Origin of the sequence: Mesoterricola silvestris, assembly GCF_030295405.1 — a bacterium.
GTDB lineage: Bacteria > Acidobacteriota > Holophagae > Holophagales > Holophagaceae > Mesoterricola > Mesoterricola silvestris.
The window spans coordinates 2,182,432-2,196,641 of the sequence record NZ_AP027080.1 but is presented as its reverse complement, the minus strand read 5'-3'; the positions used below and the strand labels follow the sequence as shown (position 1 = coordinate 2,196,641).

General features: G+C 60.4%; 17 protein-coding genes. 4 read left to right on the top strand and 13 right to left on the bottom strand.

Translation table 11 applies throughout. The features are described from left to right. The first annotated feature begins 29 nt into the window (after positions 1-29). Together R2J76_RS09495 and R2J76_RS09490 are read left to right on the top strand one after the other, a co-directional pair. Positions 30-542, top strand: coding sequence for a cytochrome c3 family protein (locus tag R2J76_RS09495; RefSeq protein ID WP_316415606.1), 513 nt, complete (start codon positions 30-32; stop codon positions 540-542). A gap of 50 nt (positions 543-592) precedes the next feature. Then, positions 593-769: a Sec-independent protein translocase subunit TatA/TatB gene (locus R2J76_RS09490; protein WP_316415605.1), complete on the top strand. Its 177-nt coding sequence runs from the start codon at positions 593-595 to the stop codon at positions 767-769. A 105-nt stretch (positions 770-874) separates the two neighbouring features. On the opposite strand, the gene R2J76_RS09485 is transcribed toward R2J76_RS09490, so the two are convergent. Then, positions 875-1,264 (bottom strand): YybH family protein, encoded by a 390-nt coding sequence (locus R2J76_RS09485; RefSeq protein WP_316415604.1) that lies wholly within the window; start codon positions 1,262-1,264, stop codon positions 875-877. A gap of 221 nt (positions 1,265-1,485) precedes the next feature. On the opposite strand from R2J76_RS09485, the gene R2J76_RS09480 reads away from it, so the two are divergent. Continuing rightward, on the top strand, positions 1,486-2,268 hold the full coding sequence (locus R2J76_RS09480; protein ID WP_316415603.1) for a hypothetical protein: 783 nt from the start codon (positions 1,486-1,488) through the stop codon (positions 2,266-2,268). A 244-nt stretch (positions 2,269-2,512) separates the two neighbouring features. Here R2J76_RS09480 and R2J76_RS09475 read toward each other — a convergent pair whose 3' ends face one another. Further along, positions 2,513-3,115: a hypothetical protein gene (locus tag R2J76_RS09475; RefSeq protein ID WP_316415602.1), complete on the bottom strand. Its 603-nt coding sequence runs from the start codon at positions 3,113-3,115 to the stop codon at positions 2,513-2,515. Positions 3,116-3,300: 185 nt separating this feature from the next. Here R2J76_RS09475 and R2J76_RS09470 point away from each other — a divergent pair, with 185 nt between their 5' ends. Further along, positions 3,301-3,561, top strand: a complete 261-nt coding sequence (locus R2J76_RS09470; RefSeq protein WP_316415601.1) for a hypothetical protein — start codon at positions 3,301-3,303, stop codon at positions 3,559-3,561. Here R2J76_RS09470 and R2J76_RS09465 read toward each other — a convergent pair. The 11 genes from R2J76_RS09465 to R2J76_RS09420 all read right to left on the bottom strand — a co-directional run bounded on the left by R2J76_RS09465 (position 3,539) and on the right by R2J76_RS09420 (position 14,150). Next, a complete protein-coding gene (locus R2J76_RS09465) occupies positions 3,539-3,772 on the bottom strand; it encodes a hypothetical protein (RefSeq protein ID WP_316415600.1) in 234 nt (77 codons plus the stop codon). The genes R2J76_RS09470 and R2J76_RS09465 overlap by 23 nt on opposite strands. Before the next feature lie 157 nt (positions 3,773-3,929). Next, entirely contained in the window at positions 3,930-4,490 is a 561-nt protein-coding gene (locus R2J76_RS09460) for a dihydrofolate reductase family protein (protein ID WP_316415599.1), read from the bottom strand. A gap of 119 nt (positions 4,491-4,609) precedes the next feature. Next, positions 4,610-5,077 carry a GNAT family N-acetyltransferase gene (locus R2J76_RS09455; protein WP_316415598.1) on the bottom strand — a complete coding sequence of 156 codons (468 nt, stop codon included), beginning with the start codon at positions 5,075-5,077 and terminating at the stop codon, positions 4,610-4,612. 230 nt (positions 5,078-5,307) lie between these two features. Further along, positions 5,308-6,735 carry a hypothetical protein gene (locus tag R2J76_RS09450; protein WP_316415597.1) on the bottom strand — a complete coding sequence of 476 codons (1,428 nt, stop codon included), beginning with the start codon at positions 6,733-6,735 and terminating at the stop codon, positions 5,308-5,310. Between the two features lie 47 nt (positions 6,736-6,782). Next, positions 6,783-7,598: a tetratricopeptide repeat protein gene (locus R2J76_RS09445; protein ID WP_316415596.1), complete on the bottom strand. Its 816-nt coding sequence runs from the start codon at positions 7,596-7,598 to the stop codon at positions 6,783-6,785. 190 nt (positions 7,599-7,788) lie between these two features. Beyond that, entirely contained in the window at positions 7,789-7,881 is a 93-nt protein-coding gene (locus R2J76_RS21565) for a helix-turn-helix domain-containing protein (RefSeq protein WP_394366802.1), read from the bottom strand. Positions 7,882-8,037: 156 nt separating this feature from the next. Continuing rightward, positions 8,038-8,496: a hypothetical protein gene (locus tag R2J76_RS09440; protein WP_316415595.1), complete on the bottom strand. Its 459-nt coding sequence runs from the start codon at positions 8,494-8,496 to the stop codon at positions 8,038-8,040. A gap of 195 nt (positions 8,497-8,691) precedes the next feature. Continuing rightward, positions 8,692-9,120, bottom strand: coding sequence for a DUF2059 domain-containing protein (locus tag R2J76_RS09435; protein WP_316415594.1), 429 nt, complete (start codon positions 9,118-9,120; stop codon positions 8,692-8,694). Positions 9,121-11,112: 1,992 nt separating this feature from the next. After that, on the bottom strand, positions 11,113-11,499 hold the full coding sequence (locus R2J76_RS09430) for a hypothetical protein (RefSeq protein ID WP_316415593.1): 387 nt from the start codon (positions 11,497-11,499) through the stop codon (positions 11,113-11,115). Positions 11,500-12,837: 1,338 nt separating this feature from the next. Further along, a complete protein-coding gene (locus R2J76_RS09425; RefSeq protein WP_316415592.1) occupies positions 12,838-13,410 on the bottom strand; it encodes a hypothetical protein in 573 nt (190 codons plus the stop codon). Between the two features lie 494 nt (positions 13,411-13,904). Then, positions 13,905-14,150, bottom strand: coding sequence for a hypothetical protein (locus R2J76_RS09420; protein ID WP_316415591.1), 246 nt, complete (start codon positions 14,148-14,150; stop codon positions 13,905-13,907). Positions 14,151-14,210: the final 60 nt, after the last annotated feature.

Genomic DNA, 14,210 nt, shown 5'->3' with positions numbered 1-14,210 from the left:
CCCTGCCCCTTCCACGACTGGAGTTGTCAATGAGAACATCCCTTTTCAGAAAGACCGCGTTCCTGTTCCTGGCCGCCGCCTTCGCCGTCTCCGCCCGCCCCACCTGCGTCCAGATGGCCAAGGTCAAGGCCGGGGATTGCGCCGCCTGCCACAAGGACAAGCAGGTCCTCCCCGCCGGCCACGTCCCCACCCGGGCCATGACCTACGACGGCTGCGTCGCCTGCCATGGGGCCGGCGCCGGCAAGGCGGCCCCCCTGCGCACCCGGATCCCCGGCAGCCACCTCCACAGCCTGCGGGGCATCCGGTGCATCCAGTGCCACGACGACCTGAAGAAGCCCGCCGCGGTGTCCATGCTCAAATGCGTCGAGTGCCACGGCGACACCAAGGCCCTGGCCGCCAAGACGGCCGCCGTGAAGCCCCGGAACCCCCACGACAACAGGCACTACGGCACCGAGGCCGACTGCAACATCTGCCACCACCAGCATGCCAAGTCGACCAACTTCTGCCTTCCCTGCCACCCGTTCAAGTTCATCGTTCCCTGAATTCCGCCCGGGCGGCCCCCCCGGGGCCGCCCCATTCCCCAGGAGATCCCATGGGAAACCTAGGCATCACTGAAATCCTCTTGATCGGCGGGGCCGTGCTCCTCTTCTTCGGCCCCTCCCGCCTTCCGGAACTGGGCAAGGGCCTGGGCAAGGGCATCCAGGAATTCAAGAAGGCCAGCCTCCACCTGACGGGTTCCATCAAGGAGGCCGGCACCCCCGGGGAGTGATCCCCAAAACCGATGCCGTCGGACCTGCCCGCGTCGCTTCCCTTCGCCGCATGCCGGTGGAGGGAGGCGACCCGGGCCGCTTTCATCGGGAAGGCCGGTCCCGGGTCAGGACCTGAGCAGGCTGGTGCCGTAGGAGTTGTCCACGGCGCAGCGCCAGGCCCCCTGGGGGTCCCGGGTGAAGACGTAGGTGGCCTCCCGCTCCACCCGGACCTCCAGGCCTGCGGCATCCCGGAACCGGATGTCCGCCTGGCCCAGGACCAGCGCCGTGGGTCCGCCCTCCAGGACGATCAGCTTGTCCTGCCGGACATGCAACGTGTGGTTGAAGTGCTCCACGATGGCCGTGAAGGCCTTCCGGATCTGCGCCTTGCCCGTGGCGTTCACGCCGGGCTGGACCACAAGCGTGGCGTCCTCCGTGTAGAAATCCACGACGGCGTCCAGGTCCTCCCGGTTGATGGCCTGGTCAGCGGCGTGGATGATGCTCTCGAGTTCATGCATGGCCTGGGCTCCTTCCCTCCAGGATCCCCCCTTCCCCCTCCCGGCTTCGGGATCATTCAAAGGTCGAGGGCCGCCATTTGAAATAATTCTCGTTCGAGGTGCCGGAACCCAGTCCCCAGGGGGCTGCACCCGCGCACCCCGGGCCACCGGCGGCCCCGGGAGGGGAAGCGAAAGGGCGACCAACCCGCAGAATGGTATTAACCTATCATTCGGGAGGTGGGATGAACCCAACGCAAACCCTGGAGGTGCAGCGCATGCGCGGGATGCGCAACGGCGCCCTGGCCGTGGCCGTGTTCCTGTTCGCCATGGTCCCCTGGCGGCTCTCCACCCTTCCAGGTCCCGGCCCCATGCGGCTTCTCGCCTGGCACGCCGGCCTTTGGGGCCTGGCCGTCCTGGCCTACGCCCTCCTCCTGGACCGGCCCCGCTTCCGGGGCCGCAACGCCGAGCGGCACGCCTTCGCCCTGATGCTGCTGGGACTCGCCGTGACCGGGAGCCAGCTCTACCTCTACGGCCGGCTCCAGGAATCCGCCTCCATCCTCATCGTGTCCCTGGCCAGCGGGGTGGTGCTCAACCGGCGGATCGCCCTGGCGGCCTTTCAGGCGATCCTCCTGGCCACCTGGACCGCGCTGGCCCTCTCCGTCGCCGGCCCCGCCCAGACCGGCACCTGGGTCTTCGATATCGTCCTGGCCGGTCTGTTCGCCATCAGCGTCCAGGAGCTGCGGCGGCGCAGCCTCGCCGCCCTGGAGCGCCGCCTCGCGCGGCAGCGGGTCCTCATCCGCACGAACACGACCCTCGTGGCCGAACTCCAGGAGGCCCTGGGCAACGTCCAGTCCCTTTCCGGCCTGATCCCCATCTGCGCCCACTGCAAGAAGATCCGCAACGACGGGGGCTACTGGGAACAGGTGGAAAGCTACCTCCACGCCCACAGCGAAATCGAATTCACCCACGGCATCTGCCCCGATTGCGCCACGGCCATGCGGGAAGAACTGACTGCGGCCCGGTAGCCGATGACAGGACAGATCGCCCATCTTCGCCGGGGCTCAACAGGCCTCATCCCCTTCATCCCCTACATCACCGTTCATCCCTGTTCCGCAGGGCCAAGGCTTGGATGAGTCGGCGAATGTGGGTAATGCGCGCGCCGACCCAATCCATCGCCGGCCCTGCGGAACAGGGATGAACAGTGATGTCTGGGATGAACAGGGATGGAATACGACGCCCCTTGCGGGTGGCGCTTGACCACCAAAGGCATCACCTTGCGGAGAATCGAAACGAAACGACCGCCGAAACGTAGCCCGTCGTGGCCTCGGGCACGGCGTCCGGACCGGAGGTGGCCATGTGGATCAGATGCGCATCCAGTTCACCAGCCCAATGTTTTGCCCATTGAAACCCGACACCGAATTTGATCCCAGGCCGCCAACGCTGGGAGACATCCCGGTAGTCCCCGCTGCCATCGGGCGGAACAAATCCATTCCTGACCGTATAGGTTCCAGAAATGAAGTTCAGGGATGGCCCGGCGAACACGTACAGATCCCTCTCCTGATTCCGGATCAAGGACCACTGGTAGTCGGCACCCACCTGATAATTGGAGATCGTGCCGCCGGTTCCGCCCAGGACGAATCTTCCGCGCTGGTTCGATGAAAAGGGGAACACTGCCCCCAGTTCAGCACCGATCAATACATCCGCCCATTCGCGGAAATCATTGGGATGACGCCGCTGCATGTTCCATTTGCTATCCGCATTACCCAGTCCTGCATTGACCTGTAGAAGAGGGCCTTGGGACCACAACAGTGAACCGGCACAACCAAGCAGAAACGGGAATTTAACAAGCTTGCCTGAGTTGAATGGAGTCAACAATCAAACCTCCCGGCGCACCCCGGCAGCACGTCCATTGTGACCGAATCACCTGACGTTTCAGCCATAATTGTACCATCGGGATTGAGGTGACCATGAGTGAATGGAGGCATATCGAATCCGCCCCCAGGGACGGAAGCATTCTTATCGGGCGCGGCTCCTTCGGGGAGGATGGCGACGATGCCATGCTCGCGACCGCCATGCGCAGCCAGAACGGACAGTGGCTGCGGGACCCGGATGGTTCCGGCTTCAAGGTCCCCTGCTTCCCCACTCATTGGATGCACATGCCCACCCCGCCCAAGCCCCAGGACCGCCTGGTGGCCTTCAGGGCCTGCGACCGGGACCGGGAGGAGTTCTACACCGAAGGCAAGTCCTGGGAACGCTGTTGCGACGCCGACGCCGAAGCCTGGTTCCCCTGGCCCGTCAAGGCGACCCCGCGCCCCTAGCTCCCTTGGGCTTCTTCCCATCGTCATCGTTCGACAACTGATAAAGCGGATTGGCATTCTGCAAACCGGTGGCGCCCATCCTGTTTTCCGGTGCGTTCCGCATCCCTTCGAGATCGCCAAGGGCCTCCCGGTAGAACCGGGATCGAAGCAGCAACCAGCAGATCAATGCGATTCCCATCAAGGCGAGGAAGATGATCAGCCCTGGCGGCATGGCGCCCTCCTGGAAAGGATTCGTTTCGTGACCCTCAATTCTGAACCCGGAATTGAGGGAAGCGAATACGCTCATGGTTCTTGATTTTCCGCTCCAAAGCGCAGTCCGTCCACCAACAGACCCACCATCCGCCGCGCCGACGCCTTGATCAGCACACTCAAGGGCGCGCGGGGACCTCGTACCGGAGTTCCGCGAACCCGGGACCGAACCGTTGGACGGAGGTCAGGCGCAAGGCGGAGGCGCCGATGATTCGGCGGGGAAGGAGCGGCTTGCCCTTGCCCAACGTGACGGAACCAATCTGGACAATGATTTCATCAAGGAGCCCCGCGTCATGGAACTGGCCAACCAGGTCGCCGCCGCCGACGATCCAGATGTTCTTTTCCCGAGCCGCCCGTCTCATCTCATCGTGGACCCGCCGAACCTCGCCCTGAACGAACCGGATGTCTGCCCCTGGAACGGGTTCGAGCTGTCGCGTCGAGAAGACCCACGTTGGCTGAGCGTAGGGCCAGGACTGAGGGGCCCCGGTTCCCGGTTCGACACCATGACGGAGCATCCACTCATAGGTGGAGGAGCCCATGGCCAGCGCTCCGACCTCCTGGATGAAGTCCGGATAACTGGTTTCGTTGATGTCGCCGAGCGGGAACAGCCAGTCGAGGGAATCCTCCTCCGTGGCGATGAAGCCATCGAGGCTTGAGGCCGTGTAGTACTGGGTCTTCATCAGAATCTCCCAGGGGGCATTCGGGTCATTCTCGCCGCCTAGCCCAGATCCTTTCATCCACAACGTGCGGTGCGGCCGGGTACTGAGGGGCTAGGGCGTTGAATGAGGCCAGGGGCAAATCAAAGGTCATGCGTGTAGACGATGGAGCCAAGGTGCTCGGCTAATTTGTCGTATGCCGCTCGACCGGAACGGTTGGTGTTATGGGTTTGCCAGTAGACCCTGGAACTGCCAGCCGCGGCCGCAGCGGCATACACCGCGCGGATGAGTTGCCCTGCAATACCCCGACCCCGGCACGACTCGGCGGTGAACAGATCCTGCAAGTAGCAGACGTCGTTCAATCGTGTCGTGCTGCGGTGAAACAGGTAATGAACCATGCCGACAATCTGGCCAGCGTCCTCGGCCACCAGCGCATGCACGGGTTCCGACGGATCGAAAAACTTGTTCCATGTGGATGCAGTGATTTCCTCGGGCAGGGCGGTGGCGCCGATGCGGCCGTAGAAAGCGTTGTAACCATCCCAGAGGGGGCGCCATTGGGCATAGTCGGAACGCTTGAGGGAGCGGATAGCAGGAGGCTCTACATTACCCATTCGGTAATATTAAACCGGACGATGGGCGACACGAAGCAGCCATTGGCACTTTTTTGAAATTCCGCTTGGGGGATTTGGTCATGCGCCTGGGGTTGCCCGCATCCAGAAAGGAAGCTGCTCAGCCCGGCGACGACAAACGGGATCGAGAACGGTCGTGGCCTCATGACTCACCTGTTCACATTCCTAGGCTGGATGGCTGGACGGGGCGAGCCCGCCCGGCCGGGGGAGAATCAAAGGCTTCCCGGGCAGTCCCTTAATTGCATATAGGCATGATCGATATTCTTCTGGATGGCCTCTGCCGCCTCCTGCACCCGTCCGTTGATCTCGTTGGCTTCCATGACCCGCTTGAAGCTGGTGTACCAGTCCAGGGCGTTGTAGGTCTGGTTGATCGCCAGTTCGACCCCGGCGAAGAGCGGGATCTTCCGGGCGACCCACTTGCCGAGCACTTCGTTCGAGGCGGCGATCTTGGTGATATCGAGGAGTACGCGCAGTTCTGGCGCCTCGCCGCCGAAATAGTCCTCAAGGCCAGGCTCACGGAAGAGCCCTTCCAGGTCCGTGTTGGATGCCTTCAGCTGGGCCACCAGGGCGGAAAGTCCATCCTTCGTGAAGGCCTGCCTGTCGTTCATGCTGCTGACGAAGTCCGCGACCTGTCCGGATGAAGAAAGCTTTTGAAGGCGCTCGATCTTGGCCTGGATGGCCACCACGTCGAGCCCGTCCTTGGCCATCTGGCCGGATTTCCGGTCGTAGATCCGCTGGAGCCGGGCGGCGGCTTCACCCCGCTTGCTGAGGCTGTCCAGGATCTGTCCGGAAAGGAACTCCAACCCATCCTTGGCGGCGTTGAGCAGGGCGTTGCGGTTGGCGGTCTCCCAGGTGGTCAGCTGTTCCTGGGCCGACTGGAGGGTCTTCTGGAATTGGCTTCTCTGCTCCATCGAACCCTTCAGGAACCGGGCGAGCTTGGCGCAGTCCGGGGCTTTGAGGGGGATGGGGCTCCCACCCTCTTCCTCCACCTTGCGGATGAGCGCCACCAGTCGCGGCCCGTCCTCCTTGAGTTTCGCCCCGACTAGGCGCTGTGCCTTGGTGAGATCCACAATCCGGGGATCCTGCCCGGGATTGACGAGCAGGCGCAGGTCCTCCAAGGGCATGCTGTCCCCGAAGAACGTCGTCGCAACGCTTTCCCCCCTGGAGGGCGTGTCGAAGGGGGCCCTGGCGCCGGCCGCGAGGGTCTCGGCATCCAGGGACTTGAACTCCAGGTCGGTGTTCGCCAGGGTCTTGTACGCCGCTCCCGGGCCATCGTCCAGCTGCTTGTAGGACTGCATCATCCTCAGGTATTCGGCCTGGGCGATCCGGTCCTTGTTCCTCTGGGCCTCCGAAGCCCGGGCCGCCGCCAGGGCAGCGGCCTGCGCGGCCGCTTCCTTCTGATCCCCGACGGCATCGGAGGCGAACAGGGACGTCAGCAGGTTCTGGAACAGGCTTCCCACCAGGGCCGCCTTCACGTCGGAACCGGGCTTCCGGCTGGAACCCGCCGCGGGCTTGCCGCCCGCGTAGTAGGGGCAGCTCCGGGCGTGGGTGCCATTGGGCAGCGGTGTGTTGCAGTAGATGCAAACGGGCCTGGAGGCGCTCGGCACGGTCTGGCCATCCAGGAATACTTGGCTGGCCAACAGGCTCGCCAACACCATCGAGCCCTTCAACAGGCCCAGGAAGGACTTCATCGCGAACTTCCCGCCATGATTTCCCATTCGTAGATCTTGTCCTGCCCGCTCCGGGCATCCTTGGCCTCGGGCTCCAGCAGCAGGTACTGCTTCATGTACGCCATCGCCGCGCGGTAACGCCCCAGTTGGGCCGAAAGCAGAGCCATGTTGAAGTAAGCCGCCGGGTAGGACAGGGGCTCCAGGTCCAGGGCCTTCTGGTAATGCTCCAGGGCCTGCTCGTAGTTCTTCATCTGGTTGTAGGCGTTGGCCTGGACGATGAATCTTCGTTGCGCTTCCGAAACGGGGGGCTTGGTCTTCAGGGCGCGGTACTGGGCGGCCAGGGTTTCGGACTGGGCCGCCCTGCCCTCCTCCAGACCGGCATAATGCCGCCTCAGGAATTCCAGGTCATCAGCCATGCGTTTCGCATCGCCCAGGTCCTTGGCGTCGAAGCGGAAGGAGAGCTGGTTCTGGAGCTGGATGACGAAGGGATAGGCCCCGTCCTTGAGCCTGGTGACGGTGATCGGCCCCTCCAGGACGTCGCGGAAGGGAAAGGCGAAGCCGGGTCCGAGCTCGATCCGTTCATCCACCACCGCAACCGCCTTGAGGAGGATGTATTCGAACTGCTTCTGCTTATCGTACTGAAGCCGGACGATGTTGTCCCCCGTCCCTCCCCCCTTTATGAGCTCGATGAGCTGGTGGGCGTTCTCCAGGCGGTTGAAGTCGGGCTGGGCGGGCCCGCGCCTCCCGAATCTGACGCCCACCGGTCTTTTCCGCTCCCTCAGGAGCGCGGCGAGGTCGTCCCTCACCTCCTTGAAGGAGGCGGTGGCGGGCATGGGCATCGGGACGTACGGCACGAAGCTGGGGTCGCGATTGTCCGCCCGGACGGGTGGGTCCTGGGCCTGGGCACAGCCCGCGCTCGGAGCGGCCAAACATGCAGCCATCAGTAACACGGAAAAAACGGAATGCGTCATGAATCCATACCCCCAGAGTCAACGGCATGGGCGGGGCGGCATTAGATGACCATCATATCCCCAACTTCTCCATCCTCCGGTAGAGGGTATTGCGGGAGTAGCCCAGGTGCCGGGAGACCGCAGGCGCCAGGTTCTGGCGAAGCATGGCCAAAACCGGGGCGTGGAGATGAGGCTAACCACCCCGCCTGTGCCGAGGCGCTGAGCGAAGTCGAGGAAGGGTGAAGCCGAGAGAGAGCGGCGGACAATGCCGGCGGGGTCCGGGTTGAGCCAGGGGTCAGGCGTCGGCGATCAATTACGGATTTTAGAACGTGACCTTGTATGCTTGCCCCTTGGAGTCCACGGCTACACCGAGGCGGATGTCTGAATTCAAGTTGGGTCGGATTATTTCCAGGTATATGGAATCGGTCGAAGTGGTTGTCAGGTTGCAGCGCCAGTACCTCTCTGAACCCAAAACATTCTTTGAGTAATAATGATCGCCATAAACGGCATCCCAGTTTTTTGGGAATCCCAACTTATCAGAATATAAAGTGTCACTGGGATCTTGAGGTCTCGCTACCTTAAACAACTCACCTTGATATTCGGTACCATTGGCTAATGTAAGTTTGATCTTTCCAGATAGATTATAGATAGTGCCATTCAAGGGTTGATTCATGCCCGTGCTATTCACGGGGTACAAATTAATGCGTTGGTAATTGCCAATAATGCCGCAGCCGAGAAGGGCGGACAAAAACGGTATTGATAAGAGCAAGCTTGGTTTCATCTGTACCTCCATGATGGATGTGAGGGACGCATGACGCCGAAGGTGAGTCGGCCCCAACCTGGCGGCGCGAGTGGAGGAGGAGGGGGGTCGGAATGACGATACCACCAAGGGGAGCAGCGCAGGTTGGGGTCCGACCTCGAAGGCTGGGCTTGGACCGACGCGTGAATAGTACCTCGTCGGACCGGATGGGCTGAGCTATTTTGGCTCTGGGATCATCGCCTTTGACTTCTCAACTGCCTTCATGATTTCCTGCTGAGTTTCCGGCATTGCATCGGCCATATATAGGCCAAATTTTTTCATAGCGGACTTCCCGTAAGGAGATGCGTAGAAGTCAGCCAGAGCATTCAACTCATCTGCGGTGAAGGTTTTAATCATTGACTTCCTCATGATTGTCTCAATGGCCTTCATGTCCAGGCAATTTGTCATAACCGTTTTAATCCAAGCTTGCTTTTCGGAAGGTTGGTTCTTGCCCATTTGCTCTACCAGATCATTCATCAATTCCGAGACAGGTGTTGCCGCAAGATACCTTTCAGCGGCTTTGAGTCGATTTGCCTCAGTGTCTTCTACCGCCATGAGCGGTAGCGCGGTTAGGAAAAGAATTGAGAGCCCTGTTGTGAATTTCATTCGGACTCCTATGACGGGTAAAGCATTGTCGATTGGTGGTGGTCAATGCCTAACCCTTGGGCGTCGGACGGGGAATCGAACGCTGGCGTGTAAAGACCGGGGAAATTATTGGCCCGAACCGCCTGGGGTGAGTCGGTATTGATCCTTGTGTGGGCTTGGGCGCATCGCTTCGGGAGGGCTGTTTTCTTCATTCTGCAATGGCTTGGACGCACATGCAAAAGGTTCCGGATGAATGTGGTCCTAGCATTGGGGGACCTCGGAATGCCGCCTCTTCCGGACTGGATCCTGATTGGGCGACAGGCGCGGAGGGGGCCATAGGGTCCCGGGAGAGGGATGCTGGCGAACCATCGAAGGTTCAGGGCCTTCGCGGCAAACCGGGTTTGCCGACCTTGACAGGCTTGATGGGAGCCCTGCGTTTTGCGGAAATTTCGCGAATCGAAGTCAGCCATGTCCCCCCTGCCCTTTCCGTCCGAACCCAGCCCCCGCACCGGGATGCAGGGCCTGGAATCGGACGAGACCGATCGGCCGGGCCCGGCCAGGCCCCACAGGCTGCGGGACCGGGTTCGGGAGGAAATCCGGTCCGGCACTCCACTGAACCCAGGGTGATCGGTAATTCCAAACTTGGATTGGGTTGATGGTGCAAGCCTAACACCCCTCGGCGCGGAATGGCTGGGCAGGCATGTTAGGGAGACGTGCGATTGATGATGTGGCCAGATGACACGGCGCGAAATATTTTGCCTTAATTGAAGGTGCGAAAGGCTGCTCGCCAGATAGGTTCACTAGGGAAGGTTAACCTCACCGAAACAGCCCACTTTTTCCCTTCGATCTCAACTGCACCGCGTTCTTTGCATGTATTTAAAAACGTAGTCAAGCGCTGGAGTTTAGAGCCTGGAAGAAAGATCGAATAGGCATCCCGGCGCTTGATGGCCACTGGGGAGGAATCGAAGGGTTTGAACTCAGGGGCAACTGCGTATAGAGAGAGCGACAAGAGAAGGGGGAAGAATATAAGAAGTCGGCTCATGAGATGCCTAACGCCAAAGTTGACCGGCCCTGGCCTGGCGGCGCCAGTGGAGGAGAAGGGAGGTTGAAATGACGATACCACCAAGGGGAGAAGTGCAGGTTGGGGTCCGACCTCGAACGCTGGGTTAGGACCGGCGCGTGAAGGGTGCCTCGTCGGGACGGCGCGGTGGGATAGGCGCGCAGTTGAAGCGCCCGGAGGTCGACGTCGCTGATTGCAGATCGAGCTGCGGCTTGCCCTGGTGATGTAGCTCTGGGCTTTTCTCCCACTGAGGCCGGTGCGGATAAACCCGCCTACCGTGGCCTTCAGGCGATCCGCAGCGTGACGCGGCGCAATGCGGGGCCCTCGGGTTCAGCCCGCCCCCTGCCCTCACGCTGACTGGGCTGGGGCTTGGTGAAGCCTAACGCGCGAGTTGACCGGACCAAGCTTGGGAGACCCAGGTGGATTCAGGCGGGTTGGATTGCGAGGGTCCCTGGAGTGGGCCTGAAGATGCGGAAGGCTGCACCCGTCGTAGCCGCAAACTCGGTGGCAGCCTCGGAACGGTCGATCAAGCCCTGCCTCTTGATCCGAAGGGTGTGCCTGCCCGGAGTAACGAAAAGGTTCAGTCGTTCCCCAGGCAGCAAGTCAGCCACAGCGCGGTCGTCCAGGAATAAGCGCAGTGGCAGGCCGTCCTCACGCCAGGCATCCACCTCTACCGTCATGGATTGTGCGCTCGCCGAGGGTTGAATGGCACCGGCGTCCAGCACCCGCCAAGGGGGCACCGGTTGGGGTACCCAGGCTGGCTGGGTGGCGCAGGCGGTGAAAAGGAGGAGCAGGAGCGCTCTAGCGTGAGTCATGGCCGCCTCCAGGGATGCCTATAGCCCCTAAGACCCAGTTGTAGGCCGGTCGGTTGATGAGATTTGCGCACAACCGTTAGGCAGACGGGCGTTTGGTGATGGGACCCGAGACGCGGCGCAATGGGGAAATGCCACGGGTCAGGCTGGAGACCTCGGATCGCAGGACTTCGCAAGTGCGAAGCGGCCATGGAGTTTGAAACTGGCTTCAACTGCACGTGTGGCAATGACCAAGGTGATTAGGGAAATGACGATGCTGGCACAGGCAGCCACGTTGCCTTTGACGATGTTGAACACGGTTGAGATTGTAGCTAGGGAGGCGAGAAGCAGTAGAGTAATCGCTGCAACGCGGCTATGGAAACGAAGCACGAAGAAGGCACTAAGCGCATAGATTGACGAATCAATCAATATGGAAAAGCCGATCAGAATTGACATGACAGCCTGGAGAGCGGCCACCACAAAGAAAGCAATCGAAGCATCATGGGCAAATTTCAGGGCATCTTCCCTTGTTTCAATTTTATCCAACATCCATTTCTTCCTTGCCTTGGCCTTCTCTGCCTCCTTGGGCGACAGCGGACCCGATGCTGATTCGGGTGAAAACCCGGGTTCGTAATTGCCACTTCCGTTCAAGGCAAGATGGCAGTTGAGACAAAATTTTCTGTAAACCGGATTTGGGGATTTGCATGAGGGGCAATACATTGGGGTCCCTTGCTGACCTGGTTTGGGTTGAGGGTGCAAGCCTACCACTCCCCAGCGCATAGAGAACCAGGGGCTTGCCAGTGTGCCTGATCGCTGGGTGATGTTCAGTGGCTTCGGTGACCAGAATACGTGAGCGGCGCCAGGCGCCCCGTCGCTTAGCGCAGGGAGATGCCTAACGCCAAAGTTGGCCGGCCCCAGCCTGGCGGCGCGTAAGAGAGAGAAGGAAGTTTGAAGATGCCGAAATCAAAGCAGGAGCCACTAATGGCTGGGGTCCGGAGTCGAACGCGAGGTTAGGCAACCACCCCCCTGCGCCGAAAAGTCCCGAGGCGTTAGCTTAGGACCTTTGCCTCTCGCAGTTTTAACTGCCCATCTGAAAGGACCTGAATCGTGAATTGCCATTCTTCGGTACCGTTAGCGGAATCGACCAGGCATCGTAGCTGAAGGGCCGAACGAGGGATTTCGGATTTGCATGCGAAGGTGGGATTGGCGATCCTCCACGTTGGGAGAACCTTCCGAAGGTAGGCTTCGGCGTGGACGACCTGAGGATCGTTGATCTGGAGCAACAGCGGGACGATGAGCACCTGTTTTCTGGCGCGTTTCGTAGCCTGGCCTGTAGGCAGAGGAGCCTGGACAAGCAGGGAGGCAATGAGGAAGGGCGGCATGGAAGGGAGCATAAACCCACCTAGCGAGGCTATATGGAATCAAGAGATAAGTGAGCTTCTGGCCTCGAAAGTTCCTGATTTCCTCAACTTCGGCGCCTTAAGGGGGGTGTGCAAGCCAGTGGGCGCATCCATGGGCGATGAAAACCGGCATCATTAGCCTCGAATCGTGCGCGCCGCCCAACCTGGCATCTGTCGACGCCTAGAGAGTGGGCGCCCTGGCCAGCCGGCCCTACCGCCGGGTGACGCTCATTGGCTTCGGTGCCCTGATAGCGGGGCTCCGCCAGACGCTGGTTCGAAGCGGGATGGGAGATGCCTAACGCCCGGCTTGACCGGCCCCAGCCCTGGCGGCGCCGTCGGCGGAGAAGTGCGATGGGAGATGAGGAAGACCTGGTTGGAGCAATACAGGGCTGGGGTCCGGGTCGAAGGGATAGTTAGGCAGACGGACATATGGCGATGGGACCCGAGACGCGGCGCGATGAGGTATTGCCGCTGGGGAGTCGAATAGTTAGGAATAATGTACGGATTGAGGTAGCCGAGAAACAAGTAGTTCGATAAGGCGCGGGGCTTCTGCTTCATCCAGGGATTGGCCGATTCGAACGGACTTTGAACCGTAGTCAAAGGCAATGGGGCCAACGCCTTGGCCAACAAGAGGAGGCACCCAAGAAGCCTGTCGATTAAACCCGGGAGAATAATCAACCGCCCTAAGCCTCTTGATTTGATCGCCTTGGTATTCCCGCATTCTGGTGATGCCCAGGATCTGGATTTTGTGGAAGAGATATCCGCTTTCAATTCCGATTATTTCTCGGCCGGCAACCTGCCAAACCAAAGTGAGTAAGGCGAATGCACCGCCTACCGTCCATCCGGTGAGCCAAATTGCCATGAATGCGGGCGGAGGGCCAGGCTTGGCAAGATGGCCAAACACCTCGATTAGCGCAGAGCGCTCGCCCATGACCCAACCGCAGAGCCAAATAGTGAGGAACAAAAGGACAAACCAGCTCCTTCTTGCTGGAACCGAGATCTGGATTCCATTCGGAAGAGTTTCAAGTTCTAGCCGTTCTTGCTGAAGGGGGCATTTCATGCTGGAAGGCCTCGTTCGAAGCGAGTTGGTAAGTGCCAAAAAGGATTGGATTGATGGCGCAAGCCTACCATGCTTTGGTGCGGTATGGACGGGCATGCCTGGCATCGGGCGGGTTGGCTGGGTGATGATGACCTGCTCAGTAGCCTCGTTTCGCGCGCGGCGCCAGACGCTTGTTTGATGCGGGCTGGGAGATGCCTAACGCACGGCTTGACCGGCACCAAAGTGGCGGCGCGGTTGGCGGAGAAGGGTAATTGAGTTCAAGGAACCACGGTGGGATGAAGGCACATTGGGGTCCGGGTCGAAGCGATGGCTAGGCAGCTCGACCTCCGATGATGCCGCCCGGTTTTGCAGCGCGATGGGGCAAAGCGGCTGGTAATTAACCTGAGCGGGAAAACTGGGCCCCAGGCAATCACCGTTAGGTAAAGACTGGACTTGATTGGAATGGAACTCATGTTGCTGACCCGAGTGAAGCCGGAGCCGGTTTAGGAGCCTCATCAACGACTCTTGAAAGTGAGCCGAATGGTTTCGGAAGGTGAGTTGCGAAGAATTTCGACTTGAACCAAACCAACCGGGTCCAAGTCTGGATAGTCTTTTTCGAAAAGCCCCAGCACTTGTTCAATTGACCATGGGCCAAAGGACGCCATGTAGTCTTCGTATTCATCTTGGATATCACGCCATGAAGTGTAGGACTTCTTGGATAGAAGCATCTCTGCTTTTGTGTAAATGACGTGGAGGTCCATGTTGTGCCTAGCCGCCGGTTTGATGGGTGGTGGGTGAAGTCTAATGCTCGGCTTGACCGG

Excerpts from the sequence above, each read along its gene's own strand:
- R2J76_RS09490 (WP_316415605.1), top strand. The coding sequence starts at position 593 with ATGGGAAACCTAGGCATCACTGAAATCCTCTTGATCGGCGGGGCCGTG.
- R2J76_RS09480 (WP_316415603.1), top strand. The coding sequence starts at position 1,486 with ATGAACCCAACGCAAACCCTGGAGGTGCAGCGCATGCGCGGGATGCGC.
- R2J76_RS09425 (WP_316415592.1), bottom strand. The coding sequence starts at position 13,410 with ATGAAATGCCCCCTTCAGCAAGAACGGCTAGAACTTGAAACTCTTCCG.
- R2J76_RS09495 (WP_316415606.1), top strand. The coding sequence starts at position 30 with ATGAGAACATCCCTTTTCAGAAAGACCGCGTTCCTGTTCCTGGCCGCC.
- R2J76_RS21565 (WP_394366802.1), bottom strand. The coding sequence starts at position 7,881 with ATGCTTCGCCAGAACCTGGCGCCTGCGGTCTCCCGGCACCTGGGCTAC.
- R2J76_RS09460 (WP_316415599.1), bottom strand. The coding sequence starts at position 4,490 with ATGAAGACCCAGTACTACACGGCCTCAAGCCTCGATGGCTTCATCGCC.
- R2J76_RS09455 (WP_316415598.1), bottom strand. The coding sequence starts at position 5,077 with ATGGGTAATGTAGAGCCTCCTGCTATCCGCTCCCTCAAGCGTTCCGAC.
- R2J76_RS09465 (WP_316415600.1), bottom strand. The coding sequence starts at position 3,772 with ATGCCGCCAGGGCTGATCATCTTCCTCGCCTTGATGGGAATCGCATTG.
- R2J76_RS09470 (WP_316415601.1), top strand. The coding sequence starts at position 3,301 with ATGCTCGCGACCGCCATGCGCAGCCAGAACGGACAGTGGCTGCGGGAC.
- R2J76_RS09435 (WP_316415594.1), bottom strand. The coding sequence starts at position 9,120 with ATGAAATTCACAACAGGGCTCTCAATTCTTTTCCTAACCGCGCTACCG.
- R2J76_RS09440 (WP_316415595.1), bottom strand. The coding sequence starts at position 8,496 with ATGAAACCAAGCTTGCTCTTATCAATACCGTTTTTGTCCGCCCTTCTC.
- R2J76_RS09445 (WP_316415596.1), bottom strand. The coding sequence starts at position 7,598 with ATGCCCGCCACCGCCTCCTTCAAGGAGGTGAGGGACGACCTCGCCGCG.
- R2J76_RS09420 (WP_316415591.1), bottom strand. The coding sequence starts at position 14,150 with ATGGACCTCCACGTCATTTACACAAAAGCAGAGATGCTTCTATCCAAG.
- R2J76_RS09430 (WP_316415593.1), bottom strand. The coding sequence starts at position 11,499 with ATGTTGGATAAAATTGAAACAAGGGAAGATGCCCTGAAATTTGCCCAT.
- R2J76_RS09485 (WP_316415604.1), bottom strand. The coding sequence starts at position 1,264 with ATGCATGAACTCGAGAGCATCATCCACGCCGCTGACCAGGCCATCAAC.